This is a genomic window from Pseudomonas sp. AO-1 (assembly GCF_019775695.1).
In the GTDB taxonomy this organism is placed as follows: domain Bacteria; phylum Pseudomonadota; class Gammaproteobacteria; order Pseudomonadales; family Pseudomonadaceae; genus Aquipseudomonas; species Aquipseudomonas parakoreensis.
On record NZ_CP079947.1, the window covers coordinates 663,132 to 686,515 of the forward strand.

A 23,384-nucleotide genomic window follows, 5' to 3' on the forward strand; every position below is an offset into this window, starting at 1 on the left:
AGTCAAAAGATCGCAGCCTGCGGCAGCTCCTACAGGGGGTGTGCGTTGTTCTTAAAGGACGCGCACGCGCAGCGAACGGCCCTTGATCTTGCCGTTGTTCAAGCGCTGCAGCGCCTGCATGACCACGGTGCGCTCGACGGCCACATAGGACTGGAAGTCGAAGATCGCGATCTTGCCGACCTGGGCACCCGGGATGCCGGCGTCACCGGTCAGTGCGCCGAGGATGTCGCCCGGACGCACCTTGTCCTTGCGCCCGCCAGCGATGCACAGCGTGCTCATCGGTGGCTGCAGCGGGGCGCCGCCTTGGGACTTGAGGTTGTCGACCTGATCCCAGTTCAGCGGAGCCTTCTGCAACTGTTCGATGGCTTGCGCACGATGCGCTTCGGACGGTGCGACGAGGCTGACCGCGATGCCTTTCTCGCCAGCGCGACCGGTACGGCCAACGCGGTGAATGTGGATTTCCGAGTCGCGGGCCAGTTCGACGTTGATCACCATGTCCAGCGCATCGATGTCCAGACCACGAGCGGCCACGTCGGTGGCGACCAGAACCGACGTACTGCGGTTGGCGAACATCGCCAGTACCTGATCGCGGTCACGCTGTTCCAGATCGCCGTGCAGGCCGACGGCGGAAATGCCTTTGGAGGTCAGGTGGTCAACGGTTTCCTGCACTTGCTGCTTGGTGAAGCAGAAGGCCACGGTGGAGGCCGGGCGGAAGTGGTGCAGGACCTTGGTCACCGCACTCATGCGCTCTTCCGGGGAAATCTCGTAGAAGCGCTGCTCGATCTGGGTGTCGTCGTGGAACGCTTCGGCTTTCACCGTTTGCGGATCGCGCATGAACTTCGACGCCAGCTGCTTGATGCCCACCGGGTAGGTGGCCGAGAACAGCAGGGTCTGACGACGGGCCGGGGTTTGCTCGATGATGTCTTCGATGGCGTCGTAGAAACCCATGTCGAGCATGCGATCGGCTTCGTCGAGGATCAGCGTGTTCAGGCCGTCGAGGACCAGCGAACCCTTGCGCAGGTGCTGCTGGATACGCCCCGGGGTGCCGACGATGATGTGTGCGCCGTGCTCCAGCGAGGCGATCTGCGGGCCGAACGACACGCCACCGCACAGGGTCAGGACCTTGATGTTGTCTTCGGCGCGGGCCAGGCGACGGATTTCCTTGGCGACCTGGTCGGCCAGCTCACGGGTCGGGCAGATCACCAGCGCCTGGCAACCGAAGTAGCGCGGATTGATCGGGTTCAGCAGGCCGATGCCGAACGCGGCAGTCTTGCCGCTGCCGGTCTTGGCCTGGGCGATCAGGTCCATCCCCTTGAGGATCACCGGCAAGCTCTGCGCCTGGATCGGCGTCATCTGGGCATAACCGAGGGAGTCGAGGTTAGCCAGCATGGCGGCGGACAGCGGCAGAGTATTAAAAGCGGTGGCGATGGTGGTCACGGGACTGGCCTGCAAAACAAAATGTCGCGCAGTGTAGCAGCCCCGTGCCACTTTCCTCGAAAGTTCTGGACGAACAGTGCCTGAATCCCGAGGCGAGAGGGTTCAACCGTGGTGAGTGGATTCCTCTGTGGTGAGGGGATTTATCCCCGATGGGCTGCGCAGCAGCCCCAGAATCTGTCACTTCAGTACATCAGGCTGATCGCATTCAACCTTTCTAGGGGGCGCTTCGCACCCCATCGGGGATAAATCCCCTCACCACAGGGCCTTCACTGCTCAATTCAAGCTCAGTGTTCGATGTGTTCGTCGGGATGTTCATCCGGGCGTTTGACCCGGCGACCGTCTTCTTTCGACAGTTGCGAGAAGATCGTCGCCGCCAGCATTGCCATCACTCCGACGGTCACAAACGTCAGCTGGAACGCCCCCAGCACGGTCTCGACGCCGTCGTTGCCGATCTCCGCCGTGAAGCCGCCCAGCAAGGCGCCGGCACAGGCCACGCCCAGGCTCAGCGACAACTGCGCCACCACCGACAGCAAGCTGTTGCCGCTGCTGGCGCTGGCGTCGTCGAGGTCAATCAGCGTCACGGTGTTCATCGCGGTGAATTGCAGCGAGTTGATCGCGCCGAGAACCGCCAGCAGGCACAGCAGCAGCCAGTACGGCGTCTGCTCGTTGACCAGGCCCATGCTCGCCAGCATGATCCCCAGCGCGAGGGTGTTGCCGGTGAGCACGATGCGATAGCCGAGGCGTTCGATCAGCGGTCGCGCCATCCACTTGGCAAACATCGCGGCCGCCGCCAGCGGCAGCATGCTCATCCCCGCTTGCGATGGCGAATAACCCAGCGCCACTTGCAGCAGCAACGGCACCAGAAACGGCAGGGCGCCGCTGCCCAGGCGGGCGAACAGGTTGCCGATAATGCCGACGGCAAAGGTCCGGGTCTTGAACAACGAAGGGGCGAACAGCGGATTTTCCACACGCCCGGCGCGCAGCCAGTACGCCGCCAGGCAGGCCAGGCCGCCGAACAGCAGCAACATCACCCGCAGGTGCGGCAAGTGCAGTTCGCCCAGACCTTCCATGGCGATGGTGATCAGGATCATTGCTGCGCCGAACAGCAGGAAACCGAGGCTGTCGAAGCGCGTGCGTTCGCTGCCGCGCAGGTCGGGAATGAACTTCCACACCGCATAGCAGCCGATGGCGCCGACCGGCAGGTTGATCAGGAAGATCCAGTGCCACGTCAGGTATTGCACCATCCAGCCGCCCATGGTCGGACCGATCAACGGGCCGAGCAGGCCGGGAATGGTGATGAAACCCATGATCCGCACCAGTTCCGAGCGCGGATAGGCACGCAGCACCACCAGCCGTCCGACCGGCAACATCAATGCGCCGCCCAGGCCCTGGATCACCCGCGCGCCGACCAGCATGCTCAGGCTGCTCGATAGCGCACAGAGCAGCGAGCCAATGCTGAACAGCAGGATCGCGCCGAAGAAGATTTTCTTGGTGCCGAAGCGGTCGGCGATCCAGCCCGAGGCCGGAATCAGCAAGGCCACGGTGAGCATGTAGGCGATGACCACGCCTTGCATGCGCAACGGGTCTTCGGCCAGATCCCGGGCCATGGCCGGCAGGGCGGTGTTGAGGATGGTCCCGTCGAGGGACTGCATGAAGAACGCAATGGCGACGACCCACGGCAACCAGCGGGCGGTGATGGCGTCGAGAGGCGGGCGTGTGGGCATGGAACCTCGGGTGGGTGGTTAATCCAAATGGCTTGTCGTGAAGAAACCCTGTGGTGAGGGGATTTATCCCCGATGGACTGCGCAGCAGTCCCCTGCATTTGATTTTAAAAGCGGGGCCGCTACGCGACCCATCGGGGATAAATCCCCTCGCCACAGGGTCCACTCCAGCACTTGATCCTTGGGGGTACTGGAGGTTTTCAGTTACAGGGTCAAGGTCAATCGGCTCACCAGCGCCCCCGGCAGCAACGCCGACGAGGTATTGCGCTGGCTATACGTGCTCGCCGACAGCAGCAACTCACGCTCGGCCGTCAGTGCTTCCAGCTGCGAACCCAGCAGGCTGTAGGCGCTGTCGTCGAAACGCATGGTGCTGACCGGCGCCTGAATCTCGCCGTTCTCGACCCAGAAGGTCGCGAAGCGGGTCATGCCGGTCAGTCGCGCCGCCGGTTGATCGGAGTAATTCAGATACCACAGGTTGCTGATGTAAAGCCCGGTGCCCAACTGCTTGAGAATTTCTGCCTGTGACAGATCACCGGCGGCCATGTTCAGTGCACTCGGCATTTCACCGCCGCTGGCGCCGTTGGCGGTCAGGCCGTATTCGGCGGCACTGCGCGAGCCGACCAGTTGATCGCCGGCCTTGCCTTCGATGACCAGCCGCAGATCGCTGCGCGGATAACCCTCGCCGGAGAACGCCGGGCTCAACGATCCGCTGACTTGCTCATCCAGCGATACCAGCGGACTGAACGCCTGATCACCGACATACAGCTTCTGCAGCGGACTGCTCTTGCTGGCGATCGACTGTGCGGAAAAACCGCCCCAGCTAAGCATGCCCATGATTTCTTCCAGTGCGGCCGGCGCCAGATACGCCCGATATTGCCCCGGTGCGAGGGTGCGCAACGGTCGACCGAGAAACGCCAGTTGCTCGCGCGCCTGCTGGAAGCGCCGGGCGAAGCCTTCGCTGCTCCATTCGTGCCCGGCGTAGCTGGCCTTGACCGCTTCGCCGTTTTCGTGGAACAGGCTGAAGTCGAAGTTGAAGCTGTTGGCCTGATGCCAGCCAAACGCTCCCGAGGAGCTGGCGAAACCACGGCTGATCGGGCCGGCAGCATAGAAGCCGACCAGATCCAGACCTTCAGCCGCGGTGCAGATTTCCTCGACCACTTGCTCGGTGTCCGGCAGCGGATGTTGCTGCACGTTGTTGCTCTGCCAGCCGTTGTGGTTGAGCAGCAGGTACGGATCCTGTGGCAGCAGCGGCAGGGTTTCGCGCAGTTGTTGCAGGCCTTCGGCGAGGCGTTGCAGATCGGCTTCCTGATCACCAGACAGGGTGATGTGCAGGTCGGCATGGCGGCCGTCATTGATCAGCTTCAACCCGACATCGGCCTGCTGCACCTGACCGGCCTGCCGCACCTTGGCGTGGTTGAAGCGCACGAACGCCGAAGATTCGGCGGCATAGCTGAGGGTGAATTGTTCCGGCTCGCGCACGCTGTCGCGCAGCCAATTGACCATGATCTTGAAGGCGTCGGACTGACTCTTCGAAATGCTCATCAGGCGTCTCCCCCAAACACATCAACGTTGCTGAATACGCAGGCCGGCGAAGCGTGGCCGACGCGGATCACCTGGTTCGGCTCGCCCTTGCCGCAGTTTGGCGTGCCCAGCACTTTACGGGTGCCGGCATCGCCGACCGCGCGCAGACTCTTCCAGAACTGCGCGGAAATGCCTCGGTAATTCGGATTTTTCACCACACCCTTGAGTTCACCGTTCTCGATCAACTGACCCCACTCGCAACCGAACTGGAATTTGTTACGTGCATCGTCAATCGACCACGAACGGTTGGTGCTCATCAGAATGCCATGCTCGATGCCGCTGATCAGTTGCGTCAGCGACTGATCGCCCGGCTCGATGTTGAGGTTGGCCATGCGGTCGATCGGCGGCCGGTTCCAGCCGCAGGCGCGGCTGTTGGCAACGCCGTCGAGGCCGGCGCGGAACTGCGACAGTGCGCCGCCCAATGGCCGCAACAACAAGCCTTGGCGAATCAGGAATTGTTTGCTGGCCTTGCTGCCGTCGTCATCGTGGCCGTAACTGGCCAGCTCTTCGGGAATGTCCGGGTCGAAGGTCACGTTGAGCAGCTTCGAACCGTATTGCAGGCTGCCGAAGTCGCTGGTTTTGACGAAGCTGGTGCCGGCGTAGTTGCGTTCGTCACCGAGGATCCGGTCGAGCTCCAGCGGGTGCCCGATCGACTCGTGAATCTGCAGCATCATCTGATCGGGCATCAGCAACAGATCGCGCGGGCCTTGCGGGGTATTTGGCGCGAGCAGCAGTTGCAGGGCCTGATCGGCCACTTGCGGGCCGGCGCCGACCAGACCGCAACGGCTGATCACGTCGGCGCCACCCTGCTGACCGAAGTTCTCGCGGCCCAGGGAGCGGGTCTGGCTGTCGTTGCCGTCGTAGGCGGTGACATCGAGACTTGGATAAACGAAGCGCTGGGCCTGGCGCAATTCGGCGCCGGCACTGCTCAGGTAAATCTGTTCGACGTGGGTGATGCCGATGCTCGCTTGCCAATGCACCAGGCGCTCATCCTTTGGCACCGCGGCGGATTCCGCGCCGAGCAGCTCGAAGCATTCGCTCAGGGACGGGAAGGGTTGATCGAGATTGGGCGAAAAGTAATCAGCGCGGTCACTGGATACCGGCTGATCGCGCAGGTCGAGCAAGGCGTGGGGCTTGAGCCGACGGGCCTGCTGTTCGGCGCGCTCCAGGGCGGCTTGCAGGCCTTGTTGCGACAGGTCATTGGTCGCGGCGTAGGCTTCGACGCCATTGACGCGGACGGTGAGCATCGCGCCTTCGTCGCGGCTCAGGCTCGGCGGTTCGGCGACATTCTTGCGCACCGACAGGTACTGGCCGGACTCGCGTACATACCGCAAGGAAAAAAACTCGGCGCCCGTGCGCAAGGCAGCGAAGCGCTGCTTGAGCTGGGGGTGGAAATCGAACATTCGGGAACCTCCTTGTTATGGAGTTGCGGGGTGACGCGATTCGGCGGGGAGGGGTGAAACGATTGCGCGAGGTCTAGAGTAGGCCTGCGTGGGGGTAGGATCAAGTGAAGAGGGGGTATAGGAGGATTTACTGTGCAGCAGGGAAATGGATGCTGATTTGCAGGGCCTCATCGCTGGCAAGCCAGACTCCCACAGGTTTCTCGGTGACCACAATATCTGTGAACGACGCAAAACCCTGTGGGAGCTGGCTTGCCAGCGATTTGCCGTGACGCGGTATCAAGTCTTACTGGGCAACAGGCGTGATATCACGCATCGGCTTGCCCTTCACCGGCGCACCGCCAGCAACATAGTAGGCAGCATTGCTACGCGGCAGCGGCTTGCGGCCACGGATCTTGTCGGCGATTTTCTCGGCCATCATGATCGTCGGCGCGTTCAGGTTACCGGTGGTGATGATCGGCATGATCGAAGCATCGACCACACGCAGGCTCTGCATGCCGTGCACGCGGCCTTCGCCATCCACAACCGCCATCTCGTCGGTGCCCATCTTGCACGAGCAGGACGGGTGGAACGCAGTTTCGGCGTGCTCGCGGATGAACTTGTCCAGCTGCTCATCGGTTTGCACGTCGATGCCCGGGCTGATTTCGCGGCCACGGAAGGCGTCCAGCGCAGGCTGTTGCATGATTTCGCGGGTCAGGCGGATGCCGTCACGGAATTCCTGCCAGTCCTGCTCGGTGGCCATGTAGTTGAACAGGATGCTCGGGTGCTGACGCGGGTCCTTGGATTTGACCTGGATGCGGCCACGGCTCGGCGAACGCATGGAACCCATGTGCGCCTGGAAACCGTGCTCTTTCACACCGTTGCTGCCGTTGTAGTTAATCGCCACCGGCAGGAAGTGGTACTGGATGTTCGGCCATTCGAATTCTTCGCGCGTACGGATGAAACCGCCGGCTTCGAACTGGTTGCTGGCGCCGATGCCGGTGCCGTTGAACAGCCACTCGGCACCGATGGCTGGCTGGTTGTACCAGAGCAGCGACGGGTACAGCGAGACCGGTTGGGTGCAAGCGTATTGCAGGTACAGCTCAAGGTGATCCTGCAAATTTTCACCGACGCCCGGCAGGTCATGGACGACCGGGATGTCGAGGCTTTCCAGCAGTTTCGCCGGGCCGACGCCGGAGCGCTGCAGAATCTGCGGCGAAGCGATGGCGCCGGAGCACAGCAGAACTTCCTTGCGTGCCTTGGCTTCAACGCGCTCTTCCGCCGAACCGACCAGGTAACGTACACCGACCGCACGCTTGCCTTCGAACAAAATCTTGTCGGTCAGGGCGTGGGTAACGATGGTCAGGGTCGAGCGTTTTTTGGCGACGTCGAGGTAGCCTCGGGCAGTGGAAGCACGACGGCCGTTCGGCGTCACGGTGCGGTCCATCGGGCCGAAGCCTTCCTGCTGATAGCCGTTCAAGTCTTCGGTGCGCGGGTAACCGGCTTGCACGCCGGCTTCAACCATGGCGTGGAACAGCGGGTTGTTGCCGGCTTTCGGCGTGGTCACGCTGACCGGGCCGTCGCCACCGTGGTAATCGTTCGGGCCGATGTCACGGGTTTCCGCTTTACGGAAGTACGGCAGGCAGTCGAGGTAGGTCCAGTCTTCCAGGCCTGGCAGTTTCGCCCAGCCGTCGTAGTCCATCGCGTTGCCACGGATGTAGCACATGCCGTTGATCAGCGAGGAACCGCCGAGGCCCTTGCCGCGACCGCATTCCATCCGGCGACCGTCCATGTGTGGCTCCGGATCGGTTTCGTACGCCCAGTTGTAGCGACGACCCTGCAGCGGGAATGCCAGCGCGGCCGGCATTTGCGTGCGGAAGTCGAAACGATAGTCCGGGCCGCCTGCTTCGAGCAGCAGCACGGTGACGCCTTCGTCTTCAGTCAGACGGGTCGCCAGGGTGTTACCGGCCGAGCCGGCACCGATGATGATGTAATCGAATTCTTGGGACATTGAATGCACCCTCTTAGAGGTTGGTCAGGTCAAGATCGCCGGGACGCTGCAAAACCAGTGGTGAGGAGAGAATCCTCTGTGGTGAGGGGATTTATCCCCGACCGGCTGCGCAGCAGTCGTAAAGCCAGCGAATGAGTTCTGTCTGGAGAGTTGCAGGGTCTGGATGGGGGCTGCTTCGCAGCCCGTCGGGGATGAATCCCCTCACCACAAAGGCCCCATCCAGACTCTGAGTCAGATCAGAACACCGAGACGTAATCGCCCAGCTCGACCTGTACCGATTTGATGCGTGTGTAGTTGGTCAGCGAGCTGATGCCGTTTTCACGGCCCACGCCCGACTGCTTGTAACCGCCCACCGGCATTTTTGCGTCGGACTCGCCCCAGGCGTTGATCCAGCAGATACCGGCTTCCAGTTGATGAATCACGCGGTGTGCGCGGTTCAGGTCTTTGGTGACGATACCGGCGGCCAGGCCGAAGTCGGTGTCGTTGGCGCGGCGGATCACTTCTTCTTCGGTTTCGTAGGACAGGATCGCCATCACCGGGCCAAAGATTTCTTCACGGACGATGGTCATCTCGTCGGTGCAATCGGTGAACACGGTCGGTGCGACGAAAGCGCCCTTGGCGAATTCGCCGTCGGTCAGACGCTCGCCGCCGCACAGCACGCGGGCACCTTCTTCTTTACCCTTGGCGATGTAACCCAGCACGCTTTCCATGTGGGCGAAGCTAACCAGTGGGCCGAAGTTGGTGTTTTCGTCTTCCGGGTTGCCGATGCGGATGCGCGCTACGCGCTCGACGATCTTGGCTTCGAACGCGGCTTTCAGGTGGCTCGGTACGAACACGCGAGTACCGTTGGTGCAGACCTGACCGGAGCTGTAGAAGTTGGCCATCATTGCGGTGTCGGCGGCGCGATCCAGGTCGGCGTCGTCGCAGATGATCAGCGGCGACTTGCCGCCCAGTTCCATGGTCACGTCTTTGAGCGAGGAAGCCGAAGCGCTGGCCATGACTTTCTTGCCGGTGTCGGTGCCGCCGGTGAAGGAAACTTTCTCGATGCGCGGGTGCTCGGTCAGCCAGGTGCCGACTTCACGGCCGCTGCCGGTCAGGACGTTGAACACGCCGTTTGGCAGGCCGGCTTCGGTGTAGATCTCGGCCAGTTTCAGGGTGGTCAGCGAAGTGACTTCGCTTGGCTTGAAGATCATCGCGTTACCAGCGGCCAGGGCGGGTGCGGATTTCCACAGCGCGATCTGGATCGGGTAGTTCCACGCGCCGATACCGGCAACCACGCCCAGCGGTTCGCGACGGGTGTAGACAAAGGAAGTGTCGCGCAGCGGAATCTGCTCGCCTTCGATCGCCGGCACCAGGCCTGCGTAGTATTCCAGCACGTCAGCACCGGTGACGATGTCGACGTACTTGGTTTCGGAGAAGGCTTTGCCGGTGTCCAGGGTTTCCAGAGCAGCCAGTTCATCGTTGCGCTCGCGCAGGATGTCGACGGCGCGACGCAGGATGCGCGAACGCTCCATGGCGGTCATCGCGGCCCAGATCTTCTGGCCCTTTTCAGCGCTGACCACAGCACGCTCGACGTCTTCCTTGGTCGCGCGTTGCACTTGGGCGAGGACTTCACCGTTCGCCGGGTTGATGGCTTCGAAAGTGGCATCGCTGCCAGCGTCGGAGTACGCGCCATCGATGTAGAGTTTTTGCAGTTCGAAACGGGCCATAGTGTCCTCGCAAGTGCATTAGTGGTTGGCGTCGACCACCGCGCTGAAACTGCGGTGGCGGTTCAGGTACCGAGCGTTTTCTGTGTGCTCTGGCTCACCTGCTTGGCCAATTGGAAATCCATGTATTCGTAAGCGATCTGTTGCGCCTGCGCGGTGTCGAAAGCGTCTCCCGACAGCGCGCCGCGCAACCACAAACCGTCGATCAACGCTGCCAGTCCACGCGCAGCGCTGCGCGCATCTTCGAGCGGCAACACACGGCGGAACTCGCAGCACAGGTTGGAATACAGACGGTGATCGTTGATCCGCTGCAACCTGTGCAAAGACGGCTGGTGCATGCTGGTGGCCCAGAAGGCCAGCCATGTTTTCATTGCCGGGCCATTGACCTGGCTGGCGTCGAAGTTGCCTTCGATGATCACCTGCAGATGCGCCCGTGGGCTGCTGTCTGCCAGCGCCTGCCGGCGCGCGGTGACGTTCTCGCTGAGGACATTCATCAGATACCGCATCGTGGCGGCAATCAGGCCGTTCTTGTCCTGAAAATAGTGACTGATGATGCCATTCGAGACACCGGCCAAACGGGCGATCAGCGCAATGCTGGCGTCCCCCATACCGACCTGATCGACCGCCTGCAACGTGGCTTCGATCAGTTGTTGGCGGCGGATGGGTTGCATACCGACCTTGGGCATCTTGCACATCTCCTTAGGCCTTCCGACGGGCGATAAACGCCAATCGGATTGAGGGCCAGTCTATTTTGTTTTGATTGAACGTTCAATCAACAAAGAATAAGATCTGCGACAAATCGTCGCTGCCTACAGATTTTTTCTGCTTGTAAATGGCGATAAAACGACCTCCGGAAATCCTTGAAACCTGCGTGGGGCATGGCGCGGTTCGCTATTCGATGGACGTGCTGAATGGGCAAGACGCTCGGGGCCAGGTTTCGGATGAACGTCCGCACAGCTTTGGCCACGAAAGCGATTCGCAACGCCATTTCGGCAGGTTCGGGCTTTTTTCGGGGTGTCTTTATATCACCCGCCGGTCGGCTGCCAACTAACCGATTGGTCGGGTTCCGTGTTGCCTTGTGTTCTTCTCTCGCACTGCCTGGAGCATTTGTGCCATGAGTTCTGCCTCGCTTATAAAGACCCCGCCCGAGAAGGTGACGGTCAACGGTTGGGTGTTTTACACCTCGACCGCGTTGATTCTGTTGTTGACCGCCATTCTGATCATCGCCCCGCAAGAGGCCGGCAGAATGTTGGGTATGGCTCAGGCCTGGTTGTCGCGCAGCTTCGGCTGGTACTACATGGTGGTGATCGCCGCCTACCTGGTGTTTGTGGTGGGCCTGGCGTTTTCCTCCTACGGCAAACTCAAACTGGGCAGCAAGGACGATACCCCGGATTTCAGTTACGGCGCCTGGGCGGGGATGCTGTTCTCGTCGGGTATCGGTATTTCGCTGCTGTACTTCGGCGCGTCCGAGCCGCTGGACCATTACTTCAATCCGCCGGAAGGCGCAGCGGCCACCAATCTGGCTGCGCGTCAGGCGGTGCAACTGACGTTCCTGCACTGGGGCCTGCACGGCTGGGCGATCTATGCGCTGGTCGGTCTGGCCGTGGCGTACTTCGCTTACCGTCATAACCAGCCATTGGCCCTGCGTTCGGCGCTGTATCCGCTGGTGGGCGAGCGTTGGGTCAAAGGCGCGGCCGGTCACGCAGTGGACGGCTTCGGCATGTTCGTGACCCTGCTGGGTCTGGTGACCAACCTGGGGATCGGCTCGCTGCAAGTGTCCTCCGGCCTGGAAAACCTGTTCGGCATGGAACACAGCAACACCAACTTGCTGATCGTGATCATCGTGATGAGCACCGTGGCGACCATCGCTGCCGTGTCCGGTGTGGAAAACGGCATCCGTCGTCTGTCCAACCTGAACATCGTGCTGTTCAGCGGTCTGCTGATTTTCGTCCTGTTGTTCGGCCCGACCCTGCACCTGCTCAACGGCTTCGTGCAGAACATCGGCGATTACCTCAACGGCGTGGTGCTGAAGACCTTCGACCTGTACGTCTATGAAGGCGACAGCGCCAAGTCCGACCGCTGGCTGGGCCTGTGGACTCTGTTCTACTGGGCCTGGTGGATTTCCTGGGCGCCATTCGTCGGCATGTTCATCGCGCGTATTTCCCGTGGTCGTACCGTGCGTGAGCTGGTGGCTGGCGTGCTGCTGATTCCGCTGGGTTTCACCCTGGCGTGGCTGTCGATCTTCGGTAACTCGGCACTGGATCTGGTGATGAACCAGGGCGCGGTGGAACTCGGCAAGACGGCGCTGGAACAGCCGTCGATGGCGATCTACCAGTTGCTGGAACACTACCCGGCGTCGAAAGTCGTCATCGGTGTGTCGATCTTTGTTGGCTTCGTGCTGTTCCTGACCCCGGCCGACTCCGGCGCGGTGATGATGGCGAATCTGTCCTGCAAGGGCGGCAACGTCGATGAAGATGCGCCGCACTGGCTGCGGATCTTCTGGTCGGTGGTGATCACGCTGGTGACTATCGGTCTGCTGTTCGCCGGTAACTTCGAAGCCATGCAAACCATGGTGGTGCTGGCCGGTCTGCCGTTCTCGGTGGTGCTGGTGTTCTTCATGTTCGGCCTGCACAAGGCGATGCGTCAGGATGTGCAGATCGAACAGGAGCAGGCGCAATTGGCTGAGCGTGGTCGTCGTGGTTTCAGCGAGCGTCTGACCCAGCTGGATCTGCAGCCGAGCCAATCGGTGGTGCAGCGCTTCATGGACAAGCAGGTCAGCCCTGCGCTGGAAGATGCGGCCGCGCAAATGCGTGCACAGGGTCTGCAAGTGCAGACGCTGCTGGGCAAGTCCAAACGCTGCATGGGCGTGCGCGTCGAGATGGAAGAGGGCAACCCTTTCGTCTACGAAGTGAGCCTGGACGGTTATCTGGCGACCCCGACCGAATCGGCCCAGTCCGATGAGGCGCGCCAGCGCTATTACCGTGCCGAGGTGTACCTGCACAACGGCAGCCAGGACTACGACCTGATGGGCTTTACGCAGGATCAGATCACACGCGATGTGCTCGATCAGTTTGAAAGCCATCGGCAGCTCCTTGGCCGGGTGTATAGCTAAACAGCAAGTGCGCGGTGTTTCAGTCTGAAGCACCGCGTTGTTCCTTTGAAAGATCGCAGCCTTCGGCAGCTCCTACATGGATCGCATTCCCCCTGTAGGAGCTGCCGAAGGCTGCGATCTTTTGCTCTTCAAACAAAAACGCCGCGATCCTCTCGCGGCGTTTTTGTGTCCGGGGTTCTTACCCCAGGTTCTTGCCCAGCAACGCGTGATACAGCTCACTGTCGCCAAGAATCCCCACCACATGGTTGTTGTCGTGCAGCACCAGTTTGTTGCCGGTCTGGTAGCGAATCTGCAGCGCGTCACGCATGCCGATGTTCGAGTCCACCAGCGTCGGTTTGCGCTCCAGGCCTTCCACGGCCTGGCCCGGCGCCCAGTTCTGCAGGTTCAGCACCGAACCGTTCTGCCGCGCGCCTTTGATGGTGTTGCCTTCGGCCAGGTCCAGCCACGAGTCGCCGCCCGGGTCGAGGCACACCGAACCGTTGATGCGTTTGCAGTTGTCCAGCGTGCGCATCAGGCTGCGCCCGCAGAGTACGTTGAGCGGATTGGTGTGGGCCACGAAGGTGCGCACATAGTCGTCCGCCGGGTTCAGCACGATCTCTTCCGGCACGCTGTACTGGATGATCCGGCCGTCCTTCATGATCGCGATGCGGCTCCCCAGTTTCAGTGCCTCGTCGAGGTCGTGACTGACAAACACGATGGTCTTGCTCAGCTTGCGTTGCAGTTCCAGCAGTTCGTCCTGCAGGCCCTGGCGGATCAGCGGGTCGAGTGCCGAGAACGGTTCGTCCATCAACAGAATGTCGGCGTCCATCGCCAGCGCCCGCGCCAGTCCGACACGCTGTTGCATGCCGCCGGAGAGTTCATCGGGCTTCTTGTTGCGCCATTGGGTCAGGCCCACCAGTTCGAGCTTGTCGTCGACCAGCTTGCGCCGTTCCTTTTCCGGTCGGCCCTGCATTTCCAGACCGAAACTGATGTTCTCGCGCACCGTCAGCCACGGCATCAGGGCGAACTTCTGGAACACCATGGCGATGCGTTTGGTGCGCATCATTTTCAGTTCGGCGGGGGTGCAGGAAGCGATGTCGATCTGCTTGCCTTCGTGCTCGACGAACAGCTTGCCGCGACTCACGGTGTTGAGGCCGTTGATGCAGCGCAGCAGGCTCGACTTGCCGGAGCCGGACAGGCCCATCAGTACGCAGATCTCGCCCTTGTTGATGTCCAGGCTGGCCTTTTCCACGCCGACGATCTGCCCGGTCTTTTTCAGGATCTCGCTGCGGGTCAAACCTTGATCGAGAAGTTTCAGTGCTTCGCGCGGATCCTTGGTGAAGATCACGTCAACGTTATCGAAGCGAATTATGCTCATGCGTCACCCCCTGCTTTGGCGTCGGGTTGTTTGCAGATACGGTCGAGCATGATCGCCAGCAGTACGATCGCAAGGCCCGCTTCGAAGCCCAGGGCGATATCAGCAGTGTTCAGTGCGTTGACCACCGGTTTGCCGAGTCCGTCGGCGCCTACCAGTGCCGCGATCACCACCATCGACAGCGACAGCATGATGCACTGGGTGATGCCGGCCGCGATGCTCGGCATGGCGTGAGGCAGTTCGATCCGTGAAAGCAATTGGCGACGCGAGCAGCCGAAGGCCTTGCCGGCGTCCATCAGTTCTTGCGGGACATCGCGGATGCCCAGGTAGGTCAGGCGGATCGGCGCAGCGATGGCGAACACCACCGTGGAGATCAGGCCCGGCACCACACCCAGCCCGAAGAGGGTCAGGGTAGGAATGAGGTAAACGAAGGTCGGTACGGTCTGCATCAGATCGAGTACCGGACGCATTAAAGTGTAGAACATCGGCTTGTGCGCGGCGACGATGCCCAGCGGCACGCCGATGACCACGCAGACCAGGGTCGCGAACATGACCTGGGCGAGGGTTTCCATGGTTTCCTGCCAGTAACCCAGATTGAGGATCAGCAGGAACGAGGCGATGACGAACACCGTCAGCCCCCATTTGCGCTGGATGAAGTGGGCCAGCAGGGCGATGAGGCCGATCAGCACCAGCGGGTTGAACCAGGTCAGCGCAAACGTCACGCCGTGGATCATCGTTTCCAGTGTCACGGCGATTGCGTCGAAGGTGCTGGCGCCGTGTTGCGTCAACCATTCAACGAAGCCCGCGATGTACTGGCCTAAAGGGATTTTCTGATCAATCAGCATGGTAGTGAACGTCCGCATGCAAGGAATAAACAGCCCGGGCGAGCGAACTCGCCCGGCGTAAGGCAATTACTGTGCGAGCTTGGCTTTCACGGCTTCCAGGCCAGGTTTACCGTCAATGGTGGTCACGCCAGCGAGCCAGGTATCAAGCACCTGTGGGTTCTTTTTCAGCCAGGCCTTGGCGGCCGCTTCAGGCTTCATCTTGTCGTCGAGGATGTTGCCCATCAGGGTACTTTCCATGTCGACGGTGAACTCCAGGTTCTTCAGCAACTGACCGACGTTGCTGCATTCAGTGGTGTAACCCTTGCGGGTGTTGGTCGCCACGGTCGCAGCACCGAAATCGGGGCCGAAGAAGTCATCGCCGCCGGTCAGGTATTGAATCTTGAAGCGCTTGTTCATCGGGTGCGGCGCCCAGCCGAGGAAGACCACGGCGGTGTCGCGTTTCTGTGCGCGGTCAACCTGCGAGAGCATGCCCGCTTCGGAGGATTCGACGACTTTGAAACCGGCGTCCTTCAGGCCGAAAGCGTTCTTGTCGATCATGCTCTGGATCAGGCGGTTACCGTCATTGCCGGGCTCGATGCCGTAGATCTTGCCGTCGAGCTCTTTCTTGAATTTGGCGATATCGGCGAAGTCATGCAGACCCTTGTCGTACAGGGCTTGCGGTACGGCGAGGGTGTACTTGGCACCCTTGAGGTTGGTGCGCACCACTTCGACGGTGCCGGCATCGCGGTAGGCCTTGATGTCGTTTTCCATGGTCGGCATCCAGTTACCGAGGAACACGTCCATGTTCTTGCCGTCGGCCAGCGACTTGTAGGTCACGGGCACGGAGATCATGGTGGTCTTGGTCTTGTAGCCGAGGGCGTCGAGTACCACCGAAGTGGTGGCGGTGGTGGCGGTGATGTCGGTCCAGCCGACATCGGAGAAGTTCACGGTACTGCACTGAGCGGGTTCTGCAGCGTGAGCCAGTAACGGCAGACTCAGCATGGCGGCCAACAACAACGACGGGGAACCTTTCATGGATGGACTCCTTGGTGTTTTTTTTGGCAGTGTTCCGACTGTGGACCACCGCACTTATAGGTTGCGGTTGGATGGCGTTCTGGAGACAGCTCTACCACGGCGCCTTGCAATCGAGTCATAACGATCATGTACCAGTGAAAATCTGACGCCTACAGGGTGGGTCGTATCCAGTACAGGGATGGTCGCATCCAGTGTCAGTGACGTCGTTTACAGCTTTTTTCTACCCCGTTTGGCCATCTGAACCGCATAAAAACGGCGGAAACAGGGGAGGAAACCGGCACGGCGTTGGTGGGCATGAGTGCGTCGGTGTCAGACGCCGGGCGACCTGACAAAAGCCTGATGATGCGGGCATTCCGGCGGATCGCAGCTTGAGCGTAGCAGCTCCGCCAGCGGGCGCTTAACGCCCGGGAACGGCATCCTCAGGAGCTCTGCAGCAATGGCTATCAGCGTTTTCGACCTGTTCAAAATCGGCATCGGCCCGTCCAGTTCCCACACCGTCGGCCCGATGCGCGCCGCGGCCCTGTTTGTCGAATCGCTGCGCGACCGGCACCTGCTCGAACAGGTGCGGCGTATAGAAGTGCAACTGTTCGGTTCGCTGTCGGCCACCGGTATCGGCCACGGCAGCGACAACGCAGTGATCATGGGCCTGATGGGCGAGTGGCCGGACGCAATCGACCCGTCGCAGATTGGCCCGCGAATCCAGGCCCTGCGTGAAACCCACACGCTTCTTCTGGACGGCCGTTTGTCGGTGCCGTTTGTCTGGGCGCGCGACATGCGCCTGATCGACGAGAACCTGCCGTTCCACCCCAACGCCATGACCCTGATTGCCGAAGGCGATCACGGCGAGATTCATCGCGACACCTACTATTCGGTCGGCGGCGGATTCGTGGTGGATCAGGCGCAGGCATCCAGCGGTGTGGTCGATCTGGATCGCACTGAATTGCCCTATGACTTTTCCAGCGCGGTGGAACTGCTACAGCTGTGCCAAAAGAACAATCTGCGCGTCGCCGAATTGATGATGGCCAACGAAAAGGTCTGGCGCAGCGAAGAAGAAATCCGCGCCGGCCTGATGAAACTGTGGCGGGCGATGCAGGATTGCGTCGAGCAGGGCCTCAAGCACGAAGGCATCCTCCCCGGCGGTTTGAATGTGCGTCGGCGTGCGGCGAAGTTGCATCGCAACCTGCAGGAATTGAACAAACCCAACGTGATCGGTTCGACGTTGAGCGCGATGGAATGGGTCAATCTGTTCGCCCTGGCGGTCAACGAAGAAAACGCGGCGGGCGGGCGTATGGTCACGGCGCCGACCAATGGCGCGGCGGGGATCATTCCGGCGGTGTTGCACTACTTTATGAAGTTCAGCGAAGCGGTCACCGACGCCAACGTCGTCGACTACTTTCTGGGTGCGGCGGCGGTGGGGATTCTGTGCAAGAAGAACGCCTCGATCTCCGGTGCCGAAGTCGGCTGCCAGGGTGAAGTGGGTTCGGCCTGCGCGATGGCGGCAGCGGGTCTGGCAGAGATTTTGGGCGCGACGCCGGAGCAACTGTGCAACGCGGCGGAAATCGGTCTGGAACATAACCTCGGCCTGACCTGCGATCCGGTCGGCGGGCTGGTGCAGGTGCCGTGCATCGAACGCAATGCGATTGCGGCGGTGAAAGCGATCAACGCGGCGCAGATGGCCTTGCGCGGCGATGGTCAGCACTTCATCTCGCTGGACCGGGTGATCCGCACCATGCGCGATACCGGCGCGGATATGCATGACAAATATAAAGAGACCTCGCGTGGTGGTTTGGCCGTTAGCGCGGTTGAGTGCTGAGACCGAGATGTCCTGTGGCGAGGGGATTTATCCCCGATGGGCTGCGAAGCGGCCCCAAATCCTGCAATCGAGTGTTGCCTGACACACCGCGCTGAATGGTTTTACGGCTGCTGCGCAGCCGATCGGGGATAAATCCCCTCGCCACAGGATTTATGTTTGATTTGGAAGTGCCAGACCAGTCAAAACTGCTCACCAAGTGCACACGCTGATCAAATCACGCCACCTTTTAGCGCGTCGCAATCAGATAAGAGCTTTTCCCACTCGCAGTGCGCCATTCGCACTCCCTACCGTCCGTCACCCGTGCCTGCGGTGACACTCCCCACAAACTGCGCGCAGGCCAGTTCCCACAAGTGCTACCGATCTGCTCACAGGCAGCGGGGCAGGGCGCTCACCGCCGCTGATGGCACTTCGAAACAGCTGTTGGCCGACGTCTTGAATAGACACGTCGCGACGTCGTTTTCAGGAGTTATTGAACGGCCATTCAATTTTAGGCATGGCATTTGCTCTGTCATAACAAAGCCCGTCTCCCACGTGAGAACGCCGGCAATAACAAGAGCCTCCGCCTGAGGCCATCACCCGCTTTGTGTGAGGAGATACCGCGATGACGTCGTTCAACTCCGGGGCCCAACCCCAGAACCGTGCGCCTCAATCCATCGGCTTTCTGCTGCTGGACAATTTCACGCTGATTTCTCTGGCCTCCGCAGTCGAGCCCCTGCGCATGGCCAACCAATTGTCCGGTCGTGAGCTGTATCGCTGGAGCACCCTGACCGTCGATGGCGGCCAGGTGTGGGCCAGTGACGGTCTGCAAATCACCCCCGATGCCTCCATGCACAAAGCCCCGCCCCTGGACACCGTGATCGTCTGCGGCGGGATCGGCATTCAACGCACCGTGACCCGCGAGCACGTGTCATGGCTGCAGAGCCAGGCGCGTCAGTCCAAGCGGCTGGGCGCGGTGTGCACCGGCAGCTGGGCCTTGGCTTGCGCCGGGCTGCTCGACGGTTTCGATTGCAGCGTGCACTGGGAATGTCTGGCAGCGATGCAGGAAGCTTTCCCGCGTGTGGCCATGAGCACTCGCTTGTTCACCCTCGACCGTAACCGTTTCACCAGTTCCGGTGGTACCGCGCCACTGGACATGATGCTGCACCTGATCAGCCGCGATCACGGTCGCGAACTGTCTGCTGCGATCTCGGAAATGTTCGTCTACGAGCGCATCCGCAACGAGCAGGATCACCAGCGCGTGCCGCTCAAGCACATGCTCGGCACCAACCAGCCGAAGCTGCAGGAAATTGTCGCGCTGATGGAGGCCAACCTCGAAGAGCCGATCGACCTCGACGAACTGGCGGTGTACGTCGCCGTGTCGCGTCGACAGCTGGAGCGCCTGTTCCAGAAATACCTGCACTGCTCTCCGTCGCGTTACTACTTGAAGCTGCGCCTGATCCGCGCGCGGCAGTTGCTCAAGCAAACGCCGATGTCGATCATCGAAGTGGCCTCGGTGTGCGGTTTCGTGTCGACGCCGCACTTCTCCAAATGCTACCGCGAATACTTCGGCATTCCGCCGCGTGACGAACGCGTAGGCTCCAACACCACGCAGCAAGTGGCGATGCTGCCGCTGCCGCAGGCCATCGTGATGTCGCCGCTGTCGGGGCCGATGTCGGCATTGAGTCAGGCGCGTAATGAGTCGACGTTTGCCAGCGTAAGGCTGTAAAGCAAAAGATCGCAGCCTGCGGCAGCTCCTACAGGGGATCGCATTTCAACTGTAGGAGCTGCCGCAGGCTGCGATCTTTTGATCTTCTGTCAGGCGCTATGGCTTTGCTGGTAATCCGCCAATGCCGGCAACAACTGCTTGTCGATCGCCTGGCGCACCGCAGGCTGGATACTGGCGCCGCTGGTGTACATGTCCTTGACCATCTTGCGCAATTCAAACGCGCGAACATTGTCCAGACCACGCACCGCACACTCGCAGGCCTGCTCCGCTGTGGAGCCGCTCGGCACCTGAAACCCCAATGCCTTGAGCTGGCCCAACAAGTCTTCCTGATCGATCAAATCGGCATACATCATGGCGCGCTTCCTTCTTCGGCAATGGAGGTCGTGGCTCGATTCTGGTGGGCATGCGCAGGCACGGCAAGGGTGATTTGTCGCAGTGGCCGCGACGGCTATGAACAGGTCGTTTTCGGCTAACTCAGTGCCAAGGGGAGTGGGCACACTGGCCTCAGCTCGCTACAGACGGTTTGGTCACCCTCGACTGGCAGCTCCTCAACAGTACCCTCTGCCCCGATCCTGTCACGGCTTGTATCGGGGTTTTTTTTAATTTTATGAAAGTCAAAAGATCGCAGCCTCCGGCAGCTCCTACAGTTGAAATGCGATCTCCTGTAGGAGCTGCCGGAGGCTGCGATCTTTTGCTTTTAGCGGTCTAGCGTTGCAACACCAGAATCCGCGACAACAACTCATCCCGATCGATGTAGCAACCCTGGAAATGCCGCGCCCCGGTGGCCGGGTCAAACGCATTGCGCGCATGCAGCGTACGGCGATTATCGAAACACCACAGCTCCCCCGGATTGAGTCGCTGCATCAGCCGAAATCGTGGCTCGCGGGTCATCGCAATCAAGCGCCGATAGGCGCGATACAGCAGCGGCATCTGCTCCACCGACGTATCGAACGCTCCGCGCAGAAAGTTCGCCATGCGCACCTCCGCGACCCGGCCCAGCGCATCCAGCGCAATGATCGGCGCCAGGCAACGATAGTCGCTGTGGCGGTCCTTGTTGCGAAACTCCACGGGGATTTCGCACAGTGCCTGAAACAGCTCCGGTGCTTCCTGACGCAACGCGTCGGCAATCGCATAACCGTCGACAAAAATACTCTCGCCACCTTCGGCGTCATTCACCAGGCAATGCAGAAACTGCAGGCCCGGTTGCAACTCCCGGGTCGGCAAATCGGTGTGCAACGGCAGGTTGAAAGCGGTGTAGGCGTTGCTGTCGGCATCGGCCTTCGATTGCACGTTGAACAGCACGCCGAAATTGCTCTCGCGGATGAACGAAATGCGCTGGGCGATCAGCTTCAGTGAACCCGGTTCGGTGGGCACGCCGCGCACCTGAGTCAGGCCGATGTCGCGCACCGCGATCAACCATTGCAGCAGCGCACCGTTATCGTTCATCAGCGCTGAATAGTCGAATGCCGGTAGCTGCAAATTGCTGCGCCACAGATAGGGCTGGGGTTTAGCCGCCAGACGTTCGGCGCGGGACTCGTCGTCATAGGCGTGGGCGCGCAGCCAGCCCGGATCGAAGCGACTGTGGTGGCCGTCCTGCCAGTCGATCTGCAGACAGCCGTCGCTGTCGATGTGCGCGTTGACGGGAGCCAGATCCGGCGCGGCATCGACGATCTCGAATACCTGCTCACGGGTGACGTTGTAGACGCACTGCTCGCACGGGCAGTTATCTCGCAACCAGACGTGATGGAACGGGCTGACGCGGCCGTCGGCCCAGGCAAGCGAAACGCGATCCGCCAGGTTCTGCACGCCGCTCAGCGCGCTGATCAACGGATAAGTACGGAAATCGGCAACAGCGGCAGCGGTGTGCATGGCGGCTCCTTGCGTGGGAGGGATTAACGGGCGGGTGGCAGAGCGATGACACGGCCGATGTAAGCCGGGGCGGGCAGATCGACTTGCTCGGCGGCGATGGCTTGCAGGCGGCTCAAGGTGTCCGGGGTGAACGGCGCGGAACGTGGGCCGGCGAGATCGACGTGCAACAGCATCTGCTCGTTACCGGCCAGTTCCTTGTCGTCGCCGGCCAGGTGCAGGCTGTGATAGAGGTGCAGGCGTTTGCTGTCGTGGCCGATGATTTGCGTGCGCACCTCGACCTCGGCGCCGAGCTTCACTTCGTGCAGATAATTCAGGTGCAGTTCGAGAGTAAACAGTGAGTGGCCGCTGGCCTCGCGGTTGTTGCTGTCCATGCCGAGACGGTCCATCAGGGCGTCGGTGGCGTAGCTGAAGATCAGCAAGTAGAAGGCGTCGCGCAGATGGCCGTTGTAGTCGACCCAGTCGGGGATGATGGTGGTTTGGTAGGTGGTGAGGGTGGGCATGGTTGAACTCCATAGATCGCTGGCGCAATACACATTGTGGCGAGGGAGCTTGCTCCCGCTGGGCTGCGCATCAGCCCCAAAACCTCTGATCGCGGTGCGTCGGTCAGACAGCATTCGCTGGTTTTACGACCGCTTCGCGGCCGAGCGGGAGCAAGCTCCCTCGCCACAGGGGAAGGCGATTACTCGCTGAAACTCATCCCGTGCTTTTCCTTGGTGGTCTTCACCGCCTCCAGCACCGCCAGCAGGCAGTCATCACGATAGCGCTCCAGCGCTGAAATGCTGTGGCGGCCGAGCTGATCACTGGTGCCACCGACCACATCGTCAATCAGCTTGTCAGTCAGCTCCGGTGCCGGCAGATACGTCCACGGCAACTGCAACGCCGGGCCGAACTGCGACATGAAGTGACGCATCCCCGCGTCGCCACCGGCCAGCGTGTAGGTCAGGAACGTGCCCATGAACGACCAGCGCAGACCGGCGCCAAAACGGATCGCGTCGTCGATCTCGCCAGTCGTCGCCACGCCGTCGTTGACCAGGTGCAGCGCCTCACGCCACAGCGCTTCGAGCAAACGGTCGGCGATGAACCCTGGCACTTCCTTGCGCACATGCAGCGGGCGCATGCCGAGGGATTCGTAAACCTTCATCGCGGCTTGCACGGCCTCGGGCGCGGTGTGCTTGCCACCGACCACTTCCACCAGCGGCAGCAGGTAAACCGGATTGAACGGGTGACCGACCACGCAGCGTTCAGGGCGGGTCGAGCTCTCGTAGAACTCGCTCGGCAACAGGCCGGAAGTGCTCGATCCGATCAAGGCATTGGGCTTGGCCGCCGCGCTGATTTTGCTATGCAGATCGAGTTTCAGCTCGAGGCGTTCCGGGGCACTTTCCTGAATGAAATCAGCATCGCGCACGCATTCCTCGATGGTCGCGACAAAGCGCAAACGATCCTGCGAGGCGCCGGGTGCCAGACCGTTTTTCTCCAGCGCACCCCAGGCATTCGCCACGCGTTTGCGCAGCGCAGCTTCAGCGCCGGGCGCCGGGTCCCAGGCCACCACGTCGAGGCCGTGGGCGAGGGCACGCGCGACCCAGCCGCTGCCGATGACACCGCTGCCGAGGGCGGCGAAGGTTTTGATGTCGGTGATAAAGCTCATGGTGATTTCCTGAGAGAGTTCGGTGGTCCTGTGGAAACTCTGTCTTGTGGCGAGGGGATTTAGCGAAACGTCGCACCGCCCCGATCAACTGCGAAGCAGTCGTAAAACCAGCACTCTCGGTCTATCTGATGCCCCGGGTTGTCAGGTCTTGGGGCGGCTTCGCCACCCATCGGGGATAAATCCCCTCACCAC

At 61.1% G+C, this 23,384-nt stretch carries 17 protein-coding genes; 3 read left to right on the plus strand and 14 right to left on the minus strand.

From position 1 onward, the window contains the following. Positions 1 to 51: 51 nt before the first annotated feature. The 7 genes from dbpA to betI all read right to left on the minus strand — a co-directional run bounded on the left by dbpA (position 52) and on the right by betI (position 10,521). Positions 52 to 1,389, minus strand: coding sequence for an ATP-dependent RNA helicase DbpA (gene dbpA, locus KVQ82_RS03130; RefSeq protein ID WP_260688109.1), 1,338 nt, complete (start codon positions 1,387 to 1,389; stop codon positions 52 to 54). A gap of 332 nt (positions 1,390 to 1,721) precedes the next feature. Next, on the minus strand, positions 1,722 to 3,161 hold the full coding sequence (mdtD, locus tag KVQ82_RS03135; protein WP_222017971.1) for a multidrug transporter subunit MdtD: 1,440 nt from the start codon (positions 3,159 to 3,161) through the stop codon (positions 1,722 to 1,724). A gap of 201 nt (positions 3,162 to 3,362) precedes the next feature. Further along, positions 3,363 to 4,700, minus strand: coding sequence for a TldD/PmbA family protein (locus KVQ82_RS03140; RefSeq protein ID WP_222017973.1), 1,338 nt, complete (start codon positions 4,698 to 4,700; stop codon positions 3,363 to 3,365). Further along, entirely contained in the window at positions 4,700 to 6,142 is a 1,443-nt protein-coding gene (locus tag KVQ82_RS03145; RefSeq protein ID WP_222017974.1) for a TldD/PmbA family protein, read from the minus strand. The genes KVQ82_RS03140 and KVQ82_RS03145 overlap by 1 nt, the downstream gene beginning before the upstream one ends. Before the next feature lie 283 nt (positions 6,143 to 6,425). After that, positions 6,426 to 8,129, minus strand: a complete 1,704-nt coding sequence (gene betA, locus KVQ82_RS03150) for a choline dehydrogenase (protein ID WP_086793597.1) — start codon at positions 8,127 to 8,129, stop codon at positions 6,426 to 6,428. A gap of 236 nt (positions 8,130 to 8,365) precedes the next feature. Next, the gene (gene betB / locus KVQ82_RS03155; protein ID WP_027610639.1) at positions 8,366 to 9,838 is read right to left on the minus strand and encodes a betaine-aldehyde dehydrogenase; all 1,473 of its coding nucleotides are present in this window, start codon (positions 9,836 to 9,838) and stop codon (positions 8,366 to 8,368) included. 62 nt (positions 9,839 to 9,900) lie between these two features. Next, positions 9,901 to 10,521, minus strand: a complete 621-nt coding sequence (gene betI, locus KVQ82_RS03160) for a transcriptional regulator BetI (RefSeq protein ID WP_041063389.1) — start codon at positions 10,519 to 10,521, stop codon at positions 9,901 to 9,903. Positions 10,522 to 11,006: 485 nt separating this feature from the next. Between betI and KVQ82_RS03165 the strand changes: the two genes are divergently transcribed. Further along, positions 11,007 to 12,947 (plus strand): BCCT family transporter, encoded by a 1,941-nt coding sequence (locus tag KVQ82_RS03165; protein WP_260688110.1) that lies wholly within the window; start codon positions 11,007 to 11,009, stop codon positions 12,945 to 12,947. Between the two features lie 178 nt (positions 12,948 to 13,125). Here KVQ82_RS03165 and choV read toward each other — a convergent pair whose 3' ends face one another. The 3 genes from choV to KVQ82_RS03180 all read right to left on the minus strand — a co-directional run bounded on the left by choV (position 13,126) and on the right by KVQ82_RS03180 (position 16,160). Next, positions 13,126 to 14,304 (minus strand): choline ABC transporter ATP-binding protein, encoded by a 1,179-nt coding sequence (gene choV, locus KVQ82_RS03170; RefSeq protein ID WP_041063385.1) that lies wholly within the window; start codon positions 14,302 to 14,304, stop codon positions 13,126 to 13,128. Continuing rightward, entirely contained in the window at positions 14,301 to 15,146 is an 846-nt protein-coding gene (gene choW, locus KVQ82_RS03175; protein WP_041063383.1) for a choline ABC transporter permease subunit, read from the minus strand. The genes choV and choW overlap by 4 nt, the downstream gene beginning before the upstream one ends. A gap of 66 nt (positions 15,147 to 15,212) precedes the next feature. Next, positions 15,213 to 16,160, minus strand: coding sequence for a choline ABC transporter substrate-binding protein (locus KVQ82_RS03180; protein ID WP_041063381.1), 948 nt, complete (start codon positions 16,158 to 16,160; stop codon positions 15,213 to 15,215). Positions 16,161 to 16,596: 436 nt separating this feature from the next. Between KVQ82_RS03180 and KVQ82_RS03185 the strand changes: the two genes are divergently transcribed. Together KVQ82_RS03185 and KVQ82_RS03190 are read left to right on the plus strand one after the other, a co-directional pair. Further along, positions 16,597 to 17,973 (plus strand): L-serine ammonia-lyase, encoded by a 1,377-nt coding sequence (locus KVQ82_RS03185; RefSeq protein ID WP_041063379.1) that lies wholly within the window; start codon positions 16,597 to 16,599, stop codon positions 17,971 to 17,973. Between the two features lie 601 nt (positions 17,974 to 18,574). After that, positions 18,575 to 19,678, plus strand: a complete 1,104-nt coding sequence (locus KVQ82_RS03190) for a GlxA family transcriptional regulator (RefSeq protein WP_007949927.1) — start codon at positions 18,575 to 18,577, stop codon at positions 19,676 to 19,678. An 89-nt stretch (positions 19,679 to 19,767) separates the two neighbouring features. Here KVQ82_RS03190 and KVQ82_RS03195 read toward each other — a convergent pair whose 3' ends face one another. The 4 genes from KVQ82_RS03195 to KVQ82_RS03210 form a co-directional block, all read right to left on the minus strand. Continuing rightward, positions 19,768 to 20,031 carry a hypothetical protein gene (locus KVQ82_RS03195; RefSeq protein ID WP_007962640.1) on the minus strand — a complete coding sequence of 88 codons (264 nt, stop codon included), beginning with the start codon at positions 20,029 to 20,031 and terminating at the stop codon, positions 19,768 to 19,770. Between the two features lie 352 nt (positions 20,032 to 20,383). After that, positions 20,384 to 21,547 (minus strand): gamma-butyrobetaine dioxygenase, encoded by a 1,164-nt coding sequence (locus KVQ82_RS03200; RefSeq protein ID WP_222017978.1) that lies wholly within the window; start codon positions 21,545 to 21,547, stop codon positions 20,384 to 20,386. A gap of 23 nt (positions 21,548 to 21,570) precedes the next feature. Further along, positions 21,571 to 22,047 (minus strand): thioesterase family protein, encoded by a 477-nt coding sequence (locus KVQ82_RS03205; protein WP_097089043.1) that lies wholly within the window; start codon positions 22,045 to 22,047, stop codon positions 21,571 to 21,573. 179 nt (positions 22,048 to 22,226) lie between these two features. After that, the gene (locus KVQ82_RS03210; RefSeq protein ID WP_222017980.1) at positions 22,227 to 23,192 is read right to left on the minus strand and encodes an L-carnitine dehydrogenase; all 966 of its coding nucleotides are present in this window, start codon (positions 23,190 to 23,192) and stop codon (positions 22,227 to 22,229) included. Positions 23,193 to 23,384 lie beyond the last annotated feature (192 nt).